The organism is Nocardioides sp. N13(2025) (assembly GCF_051912545.1).
GTDB lineage: Bacteria > Actinomycetota > Actinomycetes > Propionibacteriales > Nocardioidaceae > Nocardioides.
The window spans coordinates 2,490,587-2,506,858 of the sequence record NZ_CP196809.1 but is presented as its reverse complement, the minus strand read 5'-3'; the positions used below and the strand labels follow the sequence as shown (position 1 = coordinate 2,506,858).

The window sequence follows — 16,272 nt, the reverse complement described above, 5'->3', positions numbered from 1 at the left end:
TCCTCAGCTGTTGAGGAATACCCTAGGGGGTATGTACGCTGAAGGCAAAACACCCCCGGGGGTATTCCCAGACAAGGAGCAGACATGACCACCCGCAACCTGACCAGCGAAGACTTCGAGACCACCGTCGCCGAGAACGAGATCGTGCTCGTCGACTTCTGGGCCGGCTGGTGCGGCCCGTGCCGACAGTTCGCACCCGTCTACGAGCGCGCCAGCGAGGCGCACCCCGACATCGTGTTCGGCAAGGTCGACACCGAGGCCGAGGCCCAGCTCGCCGGCGCCGCCCGCATCACCTCGATCCCGACGCTCATGGCGTTCAAGGACCAGGTGCTGGTGTTCTCCCAGCCCGGCGCGCTCCCCGCGCCCGCGCTCGAGGAACTGATCGCGGCCGTACGGGCCCTCGACGTCGAGGCCGCCATGCGCGACGCCGAGGCGAGTCACGAGAGGATGGGCGCATGACCTACACGCTGAGCACCATCGTCGCCCTGCCGTACGACGCCGCCGTCGCCGCGACCCGGGACGCGCTGGCCGACCAGGGCTTCGGCATCCTGACCGAGATCGACCTCGCCGCCACGATGAAGGCCAAGCTCGACGTCGACCTGCCGCCGCAGGTGATCCTCGGCGCCTGTCGTCCGGCCCTGGCCTACGAGGCCATCGGGATCGACCCCTCGATCGCCGCCGTGCTGCCGTGCAACGTCGTGGTCCGCTCCACCGGTGACAGCACCACCGTCGTGGAGGCCTTCGACCCCGACGCCATGATGGGTCTCGCCGGTGCCGGCGCGCTCGACTCCGTGGCCGCCGACGCCAAGCAACGCCTGACCGCGGCCCTCGCCGCCCTGTCGCAGGAGGACTGATGGAGCTCGACGCCGACCAGATGACCCCGGTCATCAACCGCATCAAGCGGGCCCAGGGCCAGCTCGCCGGTGTGCTGCGGCTGCTCGAGGAGGGACGGGACTGCGAGGACGTCGTCACGCAGCTCGCGGCCGTCTCCAAGGCGCTCGACCGGGCCGGGTTCGCGATCGTGGCGAGCGGCCTGCAGCAGTGCCTGGTCGCCAACGACGGCGAGGTCGACAGCCTGGACGTCAAGAAGATGGAGAAGCTCTTCCTCTCGCTGGCCTGAGCCGTCCCCACTGGGGCCGCCCGTAGGGTCGGTCGGTGAGGGAGGGATCGACATGTGGGAAAGAGCGAGGGAACGGATCAACGACCGGATCAGCGATCCGATCTGGTGGAACGACGTCCTCCAGCTGACCAAGACCGTGCTGGCGGCGGTCGCCGCCTGGGTCATCGCCGCGAGCGTGCTGGACCTGCCGCAGCCGTTCCTGGCCCCCTGGGCCGCCCTGCTGGTGGTGCATGCGACCGTCTACCGGACGTTCTCCAAGGGCACGCAGCAGGTCGCGGCCACAGTGGCGGCGGTGCTGCTGGCCACAGCAGTGGGGGAGACGCTCGGCCTGACCACCTGGGCGATCGCGGTGCTCCTGACCGTCGCGCTGGTGCTCGGCGCCGTGCCCTGGCTGGGGGCTGAGGCCACGACCATCGCGACGACCGGCCTGGTGGTCCTCACCACGGGGTTCGAGAGCGACGTGATGCTCATCTCGCGCCTGCTCGACACCGCCATCGGCGTGGCCGTCGGCCTGGTCGTCAACCTCGTCGCCTGGCCGCCGCTGCGGCGCCACACCGCTGCCAAGGCCCTGGACCGTGTGGACGACGCCATCGGTGAGCTGCTGGCCGACATGGCGGGCGACCTCGGCGGCCGCGGACAGGATGAGGACGTCGAGGACTGGATCGAGCGCACCCGGGACATCGACGAGGACCTCGACCACGCGTGGGCGCTGGTGCGGCAGGCCCAGGAGAGCGCGCGGATGAACCCCCGCCGCTCGGCCCGGTCGATGCGGGACCCGCGCCAGTGGCACGAGCTGCTGCGGCGGATGGAGCAGGCGATCGCGGACACCCGCAGCCTCGCCCGCACCATCGGGGCGCACTCCGCCGAGCACACCCTGGACTCCGACTTCGCCCGGCCCTGGGTGGAGATGCTCGGTGACGCCGGGCGGGCCGCGGCTGCCGCCGACCCCTCGGCGCTCCTGTCCGTGCGCCGGCGCCTGGAAGCCTTCACCGAGGAGCTGCGGACCACCGAGCGGTCGAGCGAGTGGCCGGTCTACGGCGCGATGATCATCAACCTGCGCAACATCATCGACGCCATGGACGAGGTCGCCGCCGCCAACCCGATCCTCGGCCGGCCGCTCCGCATCCAGATCCCGCCCGGCCCCGGGGCCGCGGTGCGCTGACCGGCCCGCCGGCCGGCTGGGTCAGTCGTTCTCCCAGTAGGGGCCCTTGCGGTAGGGGTCACGCTCGACCGTCGTGACGGGCCGGCGCACCGTGTCGTACACCGTGCGCAGCGTGCCGTCGGCCTGACGCTCCTGCCGCGCGACCCTGAAGGTGGAGTAGGTGGTGGTGTAGGCGTCCCGCGAGTTCCGCTGGTGGTCCCACTGGTAGTCGAAGTTGGCGACGTACTTCCTCGCCACGCGCTTGCCCTGGACGGTGAGCCAGATCTCGTCGTTGGCGGTGCTGAGGCTGGCCCAGTTGGACGACCCGGTGAGCACCATGCTCGTGTCGGGGACGCCGTTGTAGGTGCCCTGGACGACGAAGTACTTCTGGTGGCTGTAGTAGTCGAGGATCAGGTCGTCCTCACCGTCGTGGTTGAGGTCGTAGTCGTCGTCGGTGTTGTAGTCCATCCCGGTCGAGCGCAGCGGGATCCGCCCGCGTGCCGTGGGCGCACCGAGGATCTGCTTGGTGTGGTAGCCGATCAGTCCGTAGCTGACGCGGAAGTCGCAGCCCTCGGCGTACTTGTTGCGGATGGCTTCGGCGAGGTAGTCCCCGCGTCGGCCGCGCATGGTGTGCATGGACAGGGCGAGGCGGGTGCGCGTGACGCCACCGGCGCCGTCCGGGGTCACGCACTGGATCCGGCCGAGCATGTCGAGGACGAGGTCGCTCTTCGGGCCCGACGGCTTCGGGAACGCCCACACGGTGTCCTGGTCGACCGAGTCGTCGCAGGTGCCGGTGAGGGGCGTCCCGCAGAAGTGACGGGGCGGCCGGCGCTTGTCCCAGTCCTTCTTCATGTTGTTGAAGAGCGAGACGAACTGCCGGAACAGGGTGTGGTTGCCGGAGCTGAAGTAGAGGTCGTTCCACTGGTGCAGGGCGGCGTTGAGCATCATGTTGGCCGACCCGACGGCGATGACGTCCTGGGACTGGCCTGCCTGGGTGAAGGAGTAGAACTTCGTGTGCAGGTTGTTGAACTCGTTCTCCGTGCTGCGGCACCCGGCCTTGCACTTGTAGATGAAGCTGTTCTTGTCCCGGTTCGTGCCGATCTCGGACCGGACCGCCTGCATCGCCCGGGTGTCCTGGTGGTCGTTGAGCAGCATCTGGACCCGGACGCCCCGCTTGTGCGCGTCGATCAGCGCGTTCGCGACGGGCATGCGGTCGAAGGAGTAGACCGCGATCCGGATCGTCTCGCGCCGAGGCGTGTGACGGATCGTCTTGACGACCTGCTGCTCGATCGTGAAGTGGCCGGCCTTGCGGTGGGGGTCGTTGAAGACGGGGCCGTGTGGGGCCTTCCACGTCCTGGGCCTCTCCGTACGCACCTCAGCGGAGCTGCTGGCGGCGGCGACGGTCCCGGCCGACAACGTGGCGAGGGACAGGCACACGGCGACCAGGGTGGTGAAGAACCTCGACACGGACACACCTTTCGGGACTGGGCCTGCATGTCGGGCCCTCGACGCTGAGGTGACATGCCCGGGACCGAGCACACGCAAGCGCACCCTGGTACGTCTACTTGACGTCACAAGTGCCGTTCACGTCAAAACGGGGCGGCCGGCCGTGCGTCGAGCCCCCGACCTGGACCAGGTCGGGGGCTCGATCTGCTTGGGGTGAGTAACGGGACTTGAACCCGCGACATCCGCCACCACAAGGCGGCGCTCTACCAGCTGAGCTATACCCACCATGTCCCGCAGCGTGCTGCGGACGACGAGAAGTGTAGGGCAATCAGCCCGCGGACCCTGAATCCGGGTCCGCATCGGTGCTCGACTCCGGGCCGAGCCCGGTCAGCTGGCCGCCGTGGCGTGCCGCGATCTCCCGGGCCTGGGTGCTGTCGGGGCCCGGCTGCGGCACGAAGACGGCCTCGCGGTAGTAACGCAGCTCCTCGATGCTCTCCTGGATGTCCGCCAGGGCCCGGTGGTTGCCGCGCTTGGTCGGGGCCGCGAAGTAGGCGCGGGGGTACCACCGGCGCGACAGCTCCTTGATCGAGGAGACGTCGACGATCCGATAGTGCAGGAACGACTCGAGCCCCGGCATGTCCCGCGCCAGGAACGCGCGGTCGGTGGCCACCGTGTTGCCGGCCAGCGGGGGCCGGCTGCCGTCGGGGCAGTGCTCCTTGATGTAGGCCAGCACCTGCTCCTCGGCCTCCGCGAGCGTCGTACCGCTGGCGAGCTCGTCGAGCAGGCCGGACTTCTCGTGCATGCTCCGCACGAACTCGACCATCTGGTCCAGCGACTCCTGCGACGGCTTGATGATCACGTCGACGCCCTCACCGAGGACGTTGAGGTCGAAGTCCGTCACGAGGGCGGCGACCTCGATCAGCGCGTCCGCGCCCAGGTCGAGGCCGGTCATCTCGCAGTCGATCCACACCAGTCTGTCGTTCACGAGCGGTCACCCTACCCACCCACCGGGCGAGCGGTTCTCAGCCACGACTCAGGCTCACCTCCTACCCTTCGGGATGTGAAGGACTGGTTCGGCCTCGTCGCGCGCCTGGCGACCGGTGGCGTGTGGATCGTCGCCGGCGCCCTCAAGCTGCCCTATCCGTCCGACAGCGTGCGCGCCGTGCGGGCGTACGACCTCCTGCCGGAGGCGGTCGTCCCGGCCGTCGGGCACGTGCTGCCCGTGCTCGAGGTCGTCATCGGGCTCTGCCTGGTGCTGGGGGTGATGGTGCGCGGCACGTCGGTCGTCTCGGCGCTGCTCTTCGTCGCCTTCATCATCGGCATCTCCAGCGCGTGGGCGCGCGGGCTGTCGATCGACTGCGGGTGCTTCGGCGGCGGGGGAGAGATCCCCGACGCGGCCGCCAAGTACCCCGGTGAGATCGCCCGCGACGTGGGTCTTCTGGCCCTGTCCGTCTGGCTGGTGGTCCGGCCACGCTCGAGGCTGGCCCTGGACTCGGTCCTCTTTGGCTCACACATCGACAACGACACCGGAGGAAGCCTCGATGGCGCAGAAGAAGAGCTCGCACAGGACCGCTGAGGAGAAGGCCGCGACGGCGGCCAAGCGGGACGCCCGGCGGGCCAGGACCGAGCGCGCCAGGGCGCAGGCCGAGGAGCGACGCAAGGCCGCGAAGCGCAAGGAGCAGCTCACCCGGTTCGGGCTCGTCGCCGGGGTGCTGGCGCTCATCGTCGGCGGCTACTTCCTCGTCACCAACCTGGGCTCCGACAAGCCGGACACCGCGCCGTCGGGGGCTTCGGGCAACTACGGCATGGTGATCGGTGACGCTGACGCACCCAAGGAGATCGTGGTCTACGAGGACTTCCTCTGCCCCTTCTGCGGCCAGCTGGAGAAGACCGTGCGCGACCAGCTCGACGCCGCTGTCGAGGCGGGCGAGGTCAACGTCGAGTACCGGCCGCTGCCCTTCCTCGAGCGCATCAGTGACTACTCGCCCGAGTCCGCCAACGCCTTCGCCGTCGTGCTCGACGCGTCCGGTCCCGAGGTCGCCAAGGCCTTCCACGACCTGCTCTTCGACAACCAGCCGTCGGAGGAGGGGCCCTTCCCCAGCAAGGACGACCTGGTCGACCTCGCGGTCGAGGCCGGCGCGAAGGAGTCCGACGTACGCCCCGGCATCGAGGACATGGCCTTCGAGGGCTGGGTCGACGCCGCGGGCGACGCCGCGTCCAAGGACGGCATCAACTCGACCCCCACGGTCTTCGTCGACGGCCAGAAGGCCGAGGGCCAGACGCTCGCCGACATCGCGAAGGCCATGGTCGGCTGACACACTGCCGGGCGTGAGCCTCCAGAACTTCATCGCCGGCCTGCCCAAGGCCGAGCTCCATGTCCACCACGTCGGGTCGGCGTCGCCGCGCATCGTCTCCGAGCTCGCGGAGCGCCACCCCGACGCGGGGGTCCCCAGTGACCTGGAGGGGCTCAAGGAGTTCTTCACCTTCCGCGACTTCGCCCACTTCATCGACGTCTACCTCGCCGTCGTCGACCTGGTCCGCACGCCCGAGGACATCCGCCTCCTCACCTACGAGGTCGCGCGCGAGATGGCGCAGGGCCAGAACCTGCGCTACGCCGAGCTCACCTGCACGCCGTACACGTCCGTGGTGCGCGGCATCGCGATCCAGGACTACACCGACGCGATCGAGGACGCGCGGGTCGCCGCGGAGCGCGACTTCGGCCTGGTGATGCGCTGGATCTACGACATCCCGGGGGAGTCCGGCATCCCCGCGGCCGACGCGACCCTGTCGTACGCCCTCGAGCACCGCACCGACGCACTGGTCGGCTTCGGCCTCGGCGGGCCGGAGATCGGGGTGCCGCGCGCGCAGTTCCAGGAGCACTTCGACGCCGCTCGCGCGGCCGGGCTGCGCTCGGTCCCGCACGCCGGCGAGACCACGGGCCCGGAGACCGTGTGGGAGTCGGTGCGGCTGCTCGGAGCGGAGCGGATCGGCCATGGCGTCTCAGCGGCCCAGGACCCCGAGCTGCTCTCCCACCTCGCCGACACGGGTGTCGTGCTGGAGGTGTGCCCGACGTCCAACATCGCGACCCGTGCCGTCGACCGGATCGAGGACCACCCCCTGCGGGCTTTCGTCGAGGCCGGGGTGAGGGTGACGATCAACTCCGACGACCCGCCGATGTTCTCCACGACGTTGAACAACGACTACGAGGTGGCTGCCGGGCTGCTCGACCTCGACGAGCGCGGGGTGGCCGACCTGGCCCTCGCGGCCGTCGAGTCCTCCTTCGCCCCCGCCGACGTCAAGGCCCGGGTCGCGTCCGAGATCGAGGCGTACGCCGCCGAATCGCCTCCCTTGGGGTGATTGTGCCGCCGGTCACACCGGGGCCAGAATGTGGGTGTCGGAAGGACTTCGGTCCGGAAGACACCGAGACCCCGGCAACTCATACTTGCCGGGGTCTCACCCATTTCGAGCCCGGTGCGCGCCTGCACCGGGGAAGCATTCGGCCCCGCAACCTCATACGTGGCGGGGCCTGCCCACATCCTGACGTGGCCGTCCGCGCCGGTCCGGGAGGACGCGCCGCGTGTCGCAGCGCGCGTCGACCGGTCCGCTCACCTGTGACCCGCGGGCCGCGGGGAGGACACGGCCCCGGGCACGGTCCGCGGCGCTCGGGCCAGGAGCGCGCGTGCCATGCGCTGGCTCGGGCGCTCGACGAGGTGGAACGCGAGTGTGGCGGCAAGCATCGACGCGGCGATGGCGATGAGCGTGGCCGCGGAGTTGGGGACGTCGTACGTGTACAGGACGCCGAGCGTGGCGAAACCGACCGGCATGTGGAGCAGGTAGAGGGAGTAGCTGATGTCGCCCAGCCAGCCGAACGGCTGCGCGGCGCGCGTCGGCGACCACCAGAGCATGGCGACGAACACGGCGATGGCCACGGCGTACGCCAGCACGGGCTCGGTGTCGGAGAACCCGTTCGGGGTCAGCAGGAAGCCAGGGTCGTGAACCTCCTGAAGGGTCCCCACGGTCACGCCGATGGCGACGGCGGTCGAGGTCGCTGCCCAGCCGCTGGCGAGCCGCGCGTGCGCGAGGTAGGTGCAGCGTCCGACCAGGAGCACGCCCACGAAGATCACCAGCTCACGGCCCTCGACCTCGGCCTGGAGCGGCTGGTCGAACAGCGGCACGTAGAACGTCGCGATGCCGCCCGCGATCCAGACGCCGACCATCACCCACGTCGTGGCGAGGGGGTGTCGCCGCTGCTGGCCGATCACGCCGAGCACGAGGGCGTAGAAGAGGATCTCCACTGCCAGTGTCCACGTGATCGACAGGATGTACGGCCCAGGCGTGAAGCCGTCCAGCAGCAGCAGCGACTGGAGCCATCGCAGGGGTGGACCGCCGTGGAAGGTGCGGAGCTGGAACCCGAGCGCCGGCATGAGGTGCATGAGGACCCAGAGCACCGCGAGCGCGAAGAGCAGCGGCGGGAAGATCCGGAACACGCGCTTGGTGAGGTAGGTGAGGCGGGTCTCCGAGAGCGACGCGTGCGTGACGATGTAGCCGCTGATGAGGAAGAAGATGAGGACGCCGAGGAACCCGCCGTCCTGGTAGACGTGCAGCGGCCTGGCGATGGTGGTGGCCCAGGCGTCCTGGATGCTCGACGTCTCGCGGATCGTGAAGAGCCAGTAGGCGCTGAGATGGGCCCAGACGACGAGAAGTGCGGCGATGCCTCGGAGGATGTGGACTGACGAGATCTGACCGCGCACCCGCGTAGCGTATGCCCCACGACGAGCTCGGCGACCGAGCGACCGCTCGGTGTCACTGCGGGTCGGGCGCAGCACGACGTCGGGCGAGCGCCCCCGGCAGGACTCGAACCTGCAACCCACGGATTAGAAGGCCGTTGCGCTATCCGTTGCGCCACGGGGGCTGGGCGCGGCCAGTATCCCAGTCGCCCCACCCGCACGCGTGCTGGCATCCTCATCTCGTGCGTCCGCACCTCGTCCTCGTCCACGGGTCCCGGCTGGCCAGCTCGCAGTGGTCGCCCCAGCTGCCGCTGTTCGAGGGTCGGGCGACGGTCGGGCTCGTGGATCTCCCGGGTCACGGCCGCCTCGCCGGCGAGGCCTTCACCTTGGCGCGAGCCGTGGAGGTGGTGGACGAGGCGGTCGATGCCGCTCCCGAGGGTGCTCCCGTCGTGCTGGTGGGTCACTCGCTGGGCGGCTACGTCGCGATGGCGTACGCCGACGCGCACGGCGACCGGCTCGACGGCCTGGTCCTGGCCGGCTGCAGCGCCACGCCGGTCGGGCCGGGCGCGGCGGTCTACCGCGCGGTCGCGGCCCTGACCGACCGGATCGGCCCCGAGCGGATGACCCGCGTCAACGACCGTGTGCTGCGGCGGTTCTATGCGCCGGAGCTGATCGAGCCGGTCATCGCGGGGGGCTACTACTTCGCGCCCACGCCCGCCGCCTGGCGGGCGGTGATGGACGGTTGCCGACCCGAGATGCTGCGCGGACTGGAGTGCCCGGTCCTGCTGCTCAACGGCCAGTGGGACCAGTTCCGGCTCGGCACCCGGGACGTGCTGCGCGTGCTTCCCGACGCGCGGGTGCAGACCATTCCCGGGGCATCGCACCTCGCCAACCTCGATCGACCGGAGGCCTTCGCCGAGGCGGTGCTGGCGTTCGCGGAGTCCCTGGCGTGGGGAACCTGAGCACCGCCCCATTCCGTGGTTCGGGTCACACGTCAGGCGGCGCCTGACTAGGGTGCGGCCCATGTCCCTCCGGCTCGCCCCACGGCTGATGGCCGCCCTCGCGCCCGCTGTCCTGCTCCTGCCCACCGCGGTGCACGCCGAGGAGCTGACGACGGAGGACGCCGTCGCGGACGTCGTGACCGTCGGGCCGACGGAGCAGGGGCAGGACGACCTGGCCAACCTCGTGCCCACCCCGGACAACCTGAGCGCGGACGTGGTGCGCACCGTGGTCGACCACGACGTACGTCGCCTGAGGGTGCGGGTCGACCTGCGCGAGCTCGGCCGGGAGCGGCAGTACTTCGCCGTCCTGAGGGTCCGCACGCCGACGGGCACCTTCGAGGTCGAGACCGAGCACCTCGGGCGCCGGCCGACGGCCGAGCTGACCCGCCGTGGGCGCTCCGTGGAGTGCCCCCGGCTGCGGACCGTGAGCGACCGGGCGTCGTCGCGGGCCACCGTCACCGTCCCGGCGTCATGCCTCGGGGACCCGCGATGGGTCCGGGTCGGTGTCGGCGTCGCCGTGCTGACGACCGCGACCAGTGCTGAAGGTGTGGAGGAGGTCGTCGTCCTTGCCGACGACGCCCACCGCACCGGGGAGATCCGCGACCGGATCGCGCTGGGCCCCCAGGTGCGTCGCGGATGATCCGTCGCCTCCTCGCTCTGGCCGTACCCCTCGTTCTCTCGCGCCGGTCGCCGCGCACGCGGAGAGGGTGGTGGTGGAGGACGCCGTGGGCGACGTGCGGTTCATCGACCTCGCCGCCGACCAGGACGGCCCGCGAGTGCCCCGCCACGTCACGAGCGACATCACGCGGACGGTTCTCGAGCACGACACGTCCGGCCTGGAGATCACCGCCCACTTCCGCGACCTGCAGAACGGCCCCCTCCTCCGCATGGACGTCCGCGTCCGGACGTCGCAGGGCGAGTACTACATGACGATGACCCGCATCGCGGGGAAGCGGATCAGGCTGACCTTCGTGAGGAGGTCGGGACGCGAGGTCGAGTGCGCGGGGCTCACCGGACGCTTCGACGGCGCCGGTGACACGGTCACGATGACGGTGCCCGCCGAGTGCCTCGGCTCCCCACGATGGGTCCAGGTCGGCGTGATGGCCACGGACCTGAGCCTCGATGCCCTCGAGGACCCCGAGGCCAAGCTCGTGATCTACGTCGACGACGCCCAGCGCGACACGCTGCGGAAGCGTGGCATCAGCCTCGGTCCCCGGGTCCACCGCGGCTGACGATCACCGCGCGAGCAGCACCATCACCTCGTAGTGCGTCGTGTGCGGGAACATGTCGAGCACCCGCGCCTCGACGGGGCGCAGCGACGGCATGAGTGCGAGGTCCCGAGCCAGCGACTCGGCGTTGCAGGACGAGTAGACGACGTGCCGCACGCCCGACTGCTCGAGCCAGCCCGCCAGGTCGGGGCCGATGCCGCGCCGGGGCGGGTTGACGACCACGAGGTCGGGCGCCGTGCCCGCACCCAGGGCGTACGCCGTCGCGTCGCCGGCCACGAGCTCCGCGCTCAGCCCGAGCTCAGTCGCCGTCGCGCTGGCCGCAGCGATGGCGTCGGGCGAGATCTCGACACCGAGCACCGCGCGGCCCGGCGCGGCGAGGTGCAGCGCGAAGCCGCCGACACCGCAGTAGAGGTCCCACACGGTGCGCACGTCGTCGAGCCCGTCGACCCAGGTGCGGGCCTGCTCGTAGAGCGCCTCGGCGACGAACGTGTTGGTCTGGAAGAAGGAGCGCGGCCCCAGCCGCAGCGTCACCCCGGTGGCGAGCCGCATCGGAAGGGTCGCGACGTCGGTCAGCACGATCTCGCGCTCGCCCTCGAGCACCGCCTTGTGCTCGGGCTGGACGTTGATCGTCACGACGAGCAGGCTCGGCACGGCCTCGCGCAGTGCCGGCAGGCGGGAGCGGACGCGCGCCTCGAGCGCCGTCGACCTCATCACGAGCCGCAGCATCATCTCGCCGTCGGGCGACTCCGTGAGCAGGACGTGCTTGAGCTCGCCCTGCCGCGCCCCCACGTCGTACGGCGTCAGGCGGGCCTCGCGGATCCACTCGGCGATGCGGCCGAGCGCCTCCCTCAGGCCCGAGGAGTGCAGGCCGCAGTCGTGCAGGTCGATCCCGGAGAAGTCGCGGTCCAGGATCCCCAGCGTCGGTGCGTCCAAGTTGCCGCCGACGGCCATCTTGGCCTTGTTGCGGAAGCCGACGTCGGCGCCGGCCACGGTCGGGAGCCACACCGGGGCGTCGACGAGCGAGCGCGCGTGCCGCTCCTTGTCCGAGAGCTGCTGCTCACGTGCGACGCCCATGAGCGTGCAGGAGCGGCAGCGGTGGGCGTCGAAGTGGTGGCAGCGCGGCAACCCGTCGGCGATCGTGAGGCTGGGCGCCGGGTCAGCCACCGATGCGGGACCCCATCCACTCCTCGACGTCGGCCGACGTGCGGGGGAGCGAGGCCGAGAGGTTCCGGTTGCCGTCGGCGGTGACCAGGATGTCGTCCTCGATGCGGATGCCGATGCCGCGCAGCTCCGCCGGGACGAGCAGGTCGTCCTCCTGGAAGTAGAGCCCGGGCTCGACCGTGAGCACCATGCCCTCGGCGAGGTCGCCCTTGGGGTAGATGTCGACCGACGAGCGGCCGCAGTCGTGGACGTCCATGCCGAGCATGTGCGAGGTGCCGTGCAGGGTCCAGCGGGCGTAGACCTTCGACTCCGGGTCGAGCGCCTCCTGCGCGGGGACCGGGAGCAGGCCCATGCCCTCGAGGCCGTGGGCGAGCACGTCCATCGCGGCGTGGTGCGCGGCGAGGAACGGGACGCCCGGTCGTACGGCGTCGATGCCGGCCTGCTGGGCGGCGCACACGAGGTCGTAGAGCTCGCGCTGGAGCGGCGTGAACGTGCCGTCGACCGGAAGGGTGCGGGTCACGTCGGCGGTGTAGAGGTTGTGGCCCTCCACGCCCATGTCGAGCAGGACCAGCTTGCCGGGCTCGATGGCGCCGGTGTTGTCGATCCAGTGCAGCGTCGTGGCGTGCGAGCCGCCGGCGCAGATCGAGTCGTAGCCGATGTCGTTGCCCATCGCGCGGGCCCGGCGGAAGAACGTGCCCTCGATCCACCGCTCGCCGAACTCGCGGACGCGGTCCCACTCGCGCACCGAGTCCTCGAAGCCGAGCGCGGTGATGTCGCAGGCCTCCTGCAGCTCGCCGACCTCCCACTCGTCCTTGACCAGGCGGAGCTCGTCGGCGACGCGGGCCAGGTCCTCGTCGGTGGTGAGGTCGCGGGTCTTGCGGTCGTCGTCGAAGGACGGCAGGTCCTTGACGTGGCGCACCTCGATGCCGAGCGAGTCGGAGATCTCCTGAGCCGACGGGCGCCGGCCCGCCCAGAGCTCGCCGTACTGGCGGTCGCGGAAGAACTCGTCGGTGTCGCGCTCGGAGCGCGGGCGGGCGTAGAGCACGGACTCGCCGTCCTCGATGACCAGCACGGCGTCGGAGGTCTGGTTGCCCGAGAAGTAGGTGTGGGCCGTGTCGGGGCGGAAGCGGTAGTCGGTGTCGTTGGAGCGCACCTTGTAGGTGCCGGCCGGGAGCACGAGCCGCTCGCCGGGGAACGCCTCGGCCAGTGTCGCGCGACGGGCGGCGGCCCGGTCCGCGACGGGGTGCCGAGGCACGTCCAGCTCGCGGTCGCCCCAGCCCTCGCGCATGAAGGCGGCATAGGCGGCGGGCACGGCCGGGTCGTGCGACTCGGTCTTCGGCTCCGCGGCGTCGGCGGCGGTCTCGGCTGGGATCTCTGAGGTGGGCTCGCTCACGCGGTCACTGTACGCCGCGCGCGGCGTCCTCCGACGATGCCTGGGAGGACCCGTGACGCACCGCCCCAAGGGGTGCGGCGAAGGGGGGCGGGAGACGCTGCTCCGTTAGGGTCGGGACATGCTCCGAGGCCGTCGCGACAGTGTCGCCTTCACCGTCGTGGTGGGCATCCTCGTGCTGCTCGGCGGCATCGCGATGGCCCTCGTCGTCGCCCTCTCCGGCGCGCCGTCCTCGCTGGCCCTCGCAGCCCTGCTCGCGGCGGTGCCGGTCGGGCCGCTCGTCGGCTGCTTCATGTGGCTCGACCGCTACGAGCCCGAGCCGCGCAACCTGCTCGTGGCCGGCCTGCTGTGGGGTGCGTTCGTGGCCACCGCCGCCGCCCTCGTGTTCCAGGGGATCGGCCTGGCGGGCGGGACGAGCGAGCGCGACAGCCTCTCCGTGGTCGCGCCGGTCACCGAGGAGGCGACCAAGGGCGCCTTCCTCCTGCTCCTGCTGTGGTGGCGGCGCCACGAGCTCGACGGCGTGCTGGACGGCATCGTCTACGCCGGCATGGTCGGCATCGGCTTCGCCTTCACCGAGAACATCCTCTACCTCGCAGCGGCCTACGACGGCACCGACGGGCTGGGCCCGGGCGGCACGAGCGCACTCACCGGCACGTTCATCGTCCGCTGCCTGATCAGCCCGTTCGCGCACCCGCTGTTCACGATCTTCACCGGCATCGGGGTCGGCCTCGCGATCGCGTCCCACCGGCTCCCGATCCGCGTCCTGGCGCCCATCGCCGGCTTCGTGCTGGCCGCCCTGCTGCACGGGTTGTGGAACACCTCGACGATGTCCGGCACCGGGCACTTCTTCCTCGTCTACGGCACGCTCATGCTGCCGGCCTTCCTCGGCGTGATGGCCTTCGCCGTCTACCGGCGACGCTCCGAGCGACCGCTGCTCACCGAGGCCCTGCAGGACGCCGCAGCCCGTGGCCTGCTGCCGGCGACCGACATCCGCTGGCTGGTCGACCTGCGGGCCCGGCGCCACGCGCGGCGGTGGGCCCGCCAGCAGGGCGGGAAGCAGGGCGAGCGCGGGATGCGGGAGTACCAGTCCGCAGCCATCGAGCTGGGCTACCTCCACCACCGCTACCTGCGCGGCACCGCGCCGGACGACTTCGACATCCGTGGTCAGGAGCACCTCGAGGAGCTGCGCCGGATCCGCCCCTACATCTCCTTCCCCGGACAGGTGGTGCCCACCCGATGACCGAGCACGATTCGGACGCAGCCGCGGACCAGACGCCGTTCCCCGGTCGTCGTACGCCCGACGCGACGACCGCCATGGTGACCGCCCTGGTGCGGATGCGTGGCGCCCTGCAGGTGGCCCGGCTGCCGCTCGAGCTTCCCGGGGCCGAGGAGCAGCGCGCCTCCCGGACCGAGATGGTCGACCAGCTCGAGGACTACGTCATCCCGCGCCTGATGACCCTCGACGCACCCCTGCTCGCGGTGGTCGGCGGGTCCACCGGCGCCGGCAAGTCGACGCTGGTCAACTCGCTCGTCGGGACGCGGGTCACCACCCCCGGCGTGCTCCGCCCGACGACGCGCTCGCCCGTGCTGGTGCACCACCCCGACGACGCGAAGTGGTTCGGCCAGGACCGGCTGCTGCCCGAGCTCGAGCGCGTCTCGCGTCAGACCAACGACCCCGAGGCGCTGCAGCTCGTCGCCTCGCCGGCGATGACGCCGGGCCTGGCGATCCTCGACGCCCCCGACATCGACTCGGTCGAGGAGCGCAACCGGGTGCTGGCGGCCCAGCTGCTCGCGGCCGCCGACCTGTGGCTGTTCGTCACCTCGGCGGCGAGGTACGCCGACCAGGTCCCGTGGGACTTCCTGCGCAAGGCCGCCGAGCGCTCGGCCGCCGTGGCCATCGTGCTCGACCGCACGCCGCACGACGCGGTGGACACGATCGCCACGCACCTCGCGCGGATGCTCGCCAGCCGCGGGCTCAAGGACTCCCCGCTCTTCATCGTCGAGGAGGGCGAGGTCTCCGAGATGGGGCTGCTCCCGTCGTCCTCGGTGATCGAGGTCCGGCAGTGGCTCCAGGCGCTCGCCGACGACCAGGAGGCGCGCGGGGCGGTCATCCAGCAGACCCTGGACGGCGCCATCCGCACGCTGGCCCGCCGCACCCACGCCGTCGCGGACGCGGCGACGGAGCAGACCGACGCCGTACGCCGGCTCCGTGAGGACGCCAACGACGCCTACGACCGCGCCGGCACCGCGATCAGTGAGGCGTCGGCCGACGGCACCCTGCTGCGCGGCGAGGTGCTCGCGCGGTGGCAGGAGTTCGTCGGCACCGGAGAGCTGCTCAAGTCGCTGGAGACCCGCGTCGGCTGGCTCCGCGACCGGGTCGTCAACGCGGTGAAGGGCAAGCCCCAGCAGGCCGAACGGGTCACCGTCGCGGTCGAGTCCGGGCTGGAGACCCTCGTGCTCGAGCACGCCGAGGCCGCCGCGGAGCGGGCGGAGGCGTCGTGGCGCAGCACCGCCGCCGGGCAGATCCTGCTGCGCGACGCGGGGGAGGACCTCGGCCGGGCCTCGCGCGACTTCCGCCGCCGGGCAGAGCGTGCCGTGCGCGACTGGCAGTCCGACGTGCTGGAGATGGTGCGCACCGAGGGCGCCGACAAGCGCTCCACCGCCCGCTTCCTGGCCTTCGGGGTCAACGGACTGTCCGTCGCCCTCATGGTCGTCGTGTTCGCGCACACGGCTGGCGTCACCGGTGCCGAGGCCGGCATCGCGGGCGGGTCCGCGGTGCTCGGCCAGAAGCTGCTCGAGGCCGTCTTCGGCGACCAGGCCGTCCGCTCGCTCGCCGAGCGGGCGCGACGCCGGCTGGAGGTGTCGGTCGGCGAGCTCCTCGACTCCGAGCGCCGCCGCTACACCGACCTGCTCGACAGCCTGGAGATCTCGCCCGAGGCGCCCGAGCGCCTGCGTGCCGCCGCCCGCAAGGTCGACGACCTCCGCTTCGCCGCCACCCGTCCCCACCAGGTGTCGGAGACCGGTGGCACCGCCCCCTAGGGTTGGTGCAGGACAAGT

Annotated in this window: 17 protein-coding genes and 2 tRNA genes; 12 read left to right on the top strand and 7 right to left on the bottom strand. The window is 71.3% G+C overall.

The genetic code is table 11. The features are described 5' to 3' along the window. Positions 1 to 84 precede the first annotated feature (84 nt). From ACS3YM_RS12145 to ACS3YM_RS12130, 4 genes are read left to right on the top strand one after another with little or no spacing between them, the layout of a single operon-like run. Positions 85 to 459 carry a thioredoxin family protein gene (locus tag ACS3YM_RS12145; protein ID WP_439936692.1) on the top strand — a complete coding sequence of 125 codons (375 nt, stop codon included), beginning with the start codon at positions 85 to 87 and terminating at the stop codon, positions 457 to 459. Further along, positions 456 to 854, top strand: coding sequence for a DUF302 domain-containing protein (locus tag ACS3YM_RS12140; protein ID WP_439936691.1), 399 nt, complete (start codon positions 456 to 458; stop codon positions 852 to 854). Before ACS3YM_RS12145 ends, ACS3YM_RS12140 begins: the two co-directional genes overlap by 4 nt. Continuing rightward, a complete protein-coding gene (locus tag ACS3YM_RS12135; protein WP_439936690.1) occupies positions 854 to 1,120 on the top strand; it encodes a metal-sensitive transcriptional regulator in 267 nt (88 codons plus the stop codon). The genes ACS3YM_RS12140 and ACS3YM_RS12135 overlap by 1 nt, the downstream gene beginning before the upstream one ends. A 52-nt stretch (positions 1,121 to 1,172) precedes the next feature. Next, positions 1,173 to 2,282, top strand: coding sequence for an aromatic acid exporter family protein (locus tag ACS3YM_RS12130; protein WP_439936689.1), 1,110 nt, complete (start codon positions 1,173 to 1,175; stop codon positions 2,280 to 2,282). A gap of 21 nt (positions 2,283 to 2,303) precedes the next feature. On the opposite strand, the gene ACS3YM_RS12125 is transcribed toward ACS3YM_RS12130, so the two are convergent. The 3 genes from ACS3YM_RS12125 to orn all read right to left on the bottom strand — a co-directional run bounded on the left by ACS3YM_RS12125 (position 2,304) and on the right by orn (position 4,692). After that, a complete protein-coding gene (locus tag ACS3YM_RS12125; RefSeq protein ID WP_439936688.1) occupies positions 2,304 to 3,728 on the bottom strand; it encodes a phospholipase D-like domain-containing protein in 1,425 nt (474 codons plus the stop codon). Positions 3,729 to 3,916: 188 nt separating this feature from the next. After that, positions 3,917 to 3,992, bottom strand: a tRNA-His gene (locus ACS3YM_RS12120). Between the two features lie 43 nt (positions 3,993 to 4,035). Continuing rightward, positions 4,036 to 4,692, bottom strand: coding sequence for an oligoribonuclease (gene orn / locus ACS3YM_RS12115; RefSeq protein WP_439936687.1), 657 nt, complete (start codon positions 4,690 to 4,692; stop codon positions 4,036 to 4,038). A 75-nt stretch (positions 4,693 to 4,767) separates the two neighbouring features. Between orn and ACS3YM_RS12110 the strand changes: the two genes are divergently transcribed. From ACS3YM_RS12110 to ACS3YM_RS12100, 3 genes are read left to right on the top strand one after another with little or no spacing between them, the layout of a single operon-like run. Beyond that, positions 4,768 to 5,283 (top strand): MauE/DoxX family redox-associated membrane protein, encoded by a 516-nt coding sequence (locus ACS3YM_RS12110; protein WP_439936686.1) that lies wholly within the window; start codon positions 4,768 to 4,770, stop codon positions 5,281 to 5,283. Beyond that, positions 5,249 to 6,022: a DsbA family protein gene (locus ACS3YM_RS12105; protein WP_439936685.1), complete on the top strand. Its 774-nt coding sequence runs from the start codon at positions 5,249 to 5,251 to the stop codon at positions 6,020 to 6,022. The genes ACS3YM_RS12110 and ACS3YM_RS12105 overlap by 35 nt, the downstream gene beginning before the upstream one ends. 13 nt (positions 6,023 to 6,035) lie before the next feature. Next, the gene (locus ACS3YM_RS12100) at positions 6,036 to 7,064 is read left to right on the top strand and encodes an adenosine deaminase (protein WP_439936684.1); all 1,029 of its coding nucleotides are present in this window, start codon (positions 6,036 to 6,038) and stop codon (positions 7,062 to 7,064) included. Between the two features lie 248 nt (positions 7,065 to 7,312). Here ACS3YM_RS12100 and ACS3YM_RS12095 read toward each other — a convergent pair whose 3' ends face one another. Beyond that, positions 7,313 to 8,458 (bottom strand): acyltransferase family protein, encoded by a 1,146-nt coding sequence (locus ACS3YM_RS12095; protein ID WP_439936683.1) that lies wholly within the window; start codon positions 8,456 to 8,458, stop codon positions 7,313 to 7,315. An 88-nt stretch (positions 8,459 to 8,546) separates the two neighbouring features. Further along, positions 8,547 to 8,619, bottom strand: a tRNA-Arg gene (locus ACS3YM_RS12090). Between the two features lie 57 nt (positions 8,620 to 8,676). Here ACS3YM_RS12090 and ACS3YM_RS12085 point away from each other — a divergent pair. The 3 genes from ACS3YM_RS12085 to ACS3YM_RS12075 all read left to right on the top strand — a co-directional run bounded on the left by ACS3YM_RS12085 (position 8,677) and on the right by ACS3YM_RS12075 (position 10,667). Beyond that, positions 8,677 to 9,396, top strand: coding sequence for an alpha/beta fold hydrolase (locus ACS3YM_RS12085; RefSeq protein ID WP_439936682.1), 720 nt, complete (start codon positions 8,677 to 8,679; stop codon positions 9,394 to 9,396). Between the two features lie 61 nt (positions 9,397 to 9,457). Continuing rightward, complete coding sequence (locus tag ACS3YM_RS12080; RefSeq protein ID WP_439936681.1) at positions 9,458 to 10,075, top strand: hypothetical protein; 618 nt, start codon at positions 9,458 to 9,460, stop codon at positions 10,073 to 10,075. 73 nt (positions 10,076 to 10,148) lie between these two features. Then, positions 10,149 to 10,667: a hypothetical protein gene (locus ACS3YM_RS12075; RefSeq protein WP_439936680.1), complete on the top strand. Its 519-nt coding sequence runs from the start codon at positions 10,149 to 10,151 to the stop codon at positions 10,665 to 10,667. A 3-nt stretch (positions 10,668 to 10,670) separates the two neighbouring features. On the opposite strand, the gene ACS3YM_RS12070 is transcribed toward ACS3YM_RS12075, so the two are convergent. Both ACS3YM_RS12070 and ACS3YM_RS12065 read right to left on the bottom strand, forming a co-directional pair. After that, on the bottom strand, positions 10,671 to 11,828 hold the full coding sequence (locus tag ACS3YM_RS12070; protein ID WP_439936679.1) for a methyltransferase domain-containing protein: 1,158 nt from the start codon (positions 11,826 to 11,828) through the stop codon (positions 10,671 to 10,673). Next, positions 11,821 to 13,218, bottom strand: coding sequence for an aminopeptidase P family protein (locus ACS3YM_RS12065; protein WP_439936678.1), 1,398 nt, complete (start codon positions 13,216 to 13,218; stop codon positions 11,821 to 11,823). Before ACS3YM_RS12065 ends, ACS3YM_RS12070 begins: the two co-directional genes overlap by 8 nt. A 118-nt stretch (positions 13,219 to 13,336) precedes the next feature. Here ACS3YM_RS12065 and ACS3YM_RS12060 point away from each other — a divergent pair, with 118 nt between their 5' ends. Further along, the gene (locus tag ACS3YM_RS12060; protein ID WP_439936677.1) at positions 13,337 to 14,455 is read left to right on the top strand and encodes a PrsW family intramembrane metalloprotease; all 1,119 of its coding nucleotides are present in this window, start codon (positions 13,337 to 13,339) and stop codon (positions 14,453 to 14,455) included. Beyond that, complete coding sequence (locus ACS3YM_RS12055; RefSeq protein ID WP_439936676.1) at positions 14,452 to 16,254, top strand: dynamin family protein; 1,803 nt, start codon at positions 14,452 to 14,454, stop codon at positions 16,252 to 16,254. The genes ACS3YM_RS12060 and ACS3YM_RS12055 overlap by 4 nt, the downstream gene beginning before the upstream one ends. Positions 16,255 to 16,272: the final 18 nt, after the last annotated feature.